Genomic DNA, 1950 nt, shown 5'->3' with positions numbered 1-1950 from the left:
GGCCAGCACGCCGGCAGCGGTCATGGCGTCGATGTCGAAGTTGTTGTAGCCCACCGCCATGTTGGCGCAAATTTTTAGACCCGGGCAGGCGGCCAGCACCTCCGCGTCGATTTTGTCGCCGCCGGTGGTGAAGGCGCCGTCCTTTCCCTTGAGGCGCTCGGTGAGCTGGGTCTTGGACCAGGTCTCGTCGGCCTGGTTGGATTCAACCTCGAAATACTGTTCCAGGCGGGCGATGACTTCGGGGAATACGGCGCGAGCGACGAGAATTTTGGGTTTGGTCATGGTGTTTTCACAAGTGATGCGGGAGCAGGTACTTCCGTCCCGGTGGGGGAATGCATTGCGGACGCCGGCGGTGCGGTCGCTGCAATCTTTCGGGCACGGGGAGCGTCAGGATGCCAGCCAAGCACGGCCAGCAAAACGAAAAATCCGGCCACATAGCCCAGCGCCACATGCCAGCCGCCCTTGATCCAGGCGCCAACCGACTTGGCCTCGGGGTACATATTCGACAGGGCCACACCAGCGGAGGAGCCAAACCACAGCATGCTGCCGCCAAAGCCGACGGCGTATGCCAGAAAGCCCCAGTCGTAGCCGCCCTGGTGCAGGGCCAGCGCCGTGAGCGGAATGTTGTCAAACACCGCACTCACAAAACCCAGGCCGAAAGCAGTTTGCCAGCTGGCGGCCGGCAAATGCTGCACCGGCATCATGGAAGCGCAAAGCACCAGCGACAGCAGAAACACACTACCGCGTGCGGCGTCAGGCAACAAGCGCCAGTCGGGCCGGCGCCAGGGCGTGGTCACCGCGATGGCCACCCATACCGAGATACCGATCACCGGCAGTTGCTCCAGCACCGCCGGATCGCGCAGGTTGAAATACACATTGGCAGCTACTGCCGACAGCAGAATGATGGCGACGATGCCCAGCCGGGCCCAATGCAGATGCGCGCCCGGAGTGGCGTCCTTCATGATGGGCTGCAGCGCGTGCTGCTGGCGCGCAGCGATCACGCCGAAGATGGCCAGCGCCACCAATGCACCGACATAGGACTCGAAGACCTGGCCCGGCGAAACCCCGGCAATCCACATCATGGTCGTGGTGGTGTCTCCCACCACGCTGCCCGAGCCGCCCGCGTTGCTGGCGGCCACGATGGCAGCCAGGAAGCCGATATGAACACGCTTGCGGTACAGCGCAGATGCCATGGTGCCGCCTATCATGGCCGCCGCGATATTGTCGAGAAAACTGGAGATCACGAAGACCAATACCAGCATCACAAAGCCGCCTTTCCAGTCGTCGGGCAGATAGCGCGGCAACAGTGCGGGGATACCGCTCTTTTCAAAATGATCGGACAGCAGCGCAAAACCCAGTAACAGGCCCAGCAAGTTGCCGAGCGTCACCCACTCGTGCGCGAGCAATTGCAGCAGGCCGCCGATACCAGGCACGCCTGAAAAATCACCCAGCGCGAGCTTGTAAAGCGTGATGACCGCCAGGCCCGCCAACGCCACCTTGAGCGTGTGATGGTGGAACACTGCAACGCCGAGCAGCGTCAGGCCAAACAATACGAAATCTAGGGGAACGCCTGCAATAGTCACGCGCGGGTTTTCAAGATAAGCCAGGTAGGCTGTCGATTATGCAGGCGAGGCGATTTCAAACACCTGCCGCAAATATGCCAGGTATTTTTCGTCGTCGCACATGTTCTTGGAAGGTGTGTCAGACAGCTTGGCCACGGGTTGGCCGTTGCAGCGGATCATCTTGATGACGATCTGCAGCGGCTCATAGCCCAGGTCATTGGTGAGGTTGGTGCCGATCCCGAAGGCCAGCTGGCAACGCCCCCTGAACTGCTGGAACAGCTCGATGGTGCGCGGCACCGTCAGGCCGTCGCTGAAAATCAGCGTCTTGGTCTGCGGGTCGACCCGGTTCTTGGTGTAGTGCGCAAGCATGCGCTCGCCCCACTGGAAC

General features: G+C 61.4%; 1 protein-coding gene and 2 pseudogenes. All 3 read right to left on the bottom strand.

The features are described from left to right. Window positions 1-282 (bottom strand): annotated as a pseudogene (locus AC1DWI_RS21100) (D-glycerate dehydrogenase); the annotation flags it as partial. Then, entirely contained in the window at window positions 279-1583 is a 1305-nt protein-coding gene (locus AC1DWI_RS21095; protein WP_477671029.1) for a citrate transporter, read from the bottom strand. The gene AC1DWI_RS21095 and the pseudogene AC1DWI_RS21100, both read right to left, overlap by 4 nt. Window positions 1584-1619: 36 nt before the next feature. After that, a pseudogene (locus tag AC1DWI_RS21090) lies at window positions 1620-1950 on the bottom strand (nicotinate phosphoribosyltransferase); the annotation flags it as partial.

The organism is Polaromonas sp. P3_C2 (genome assembly GCF_056402675.1).
The sequence above is the reverse complement of the archived record's forward strand: the minus strand, read 5'-3'. Positions and strand labels throughout refer to the sequence as shown.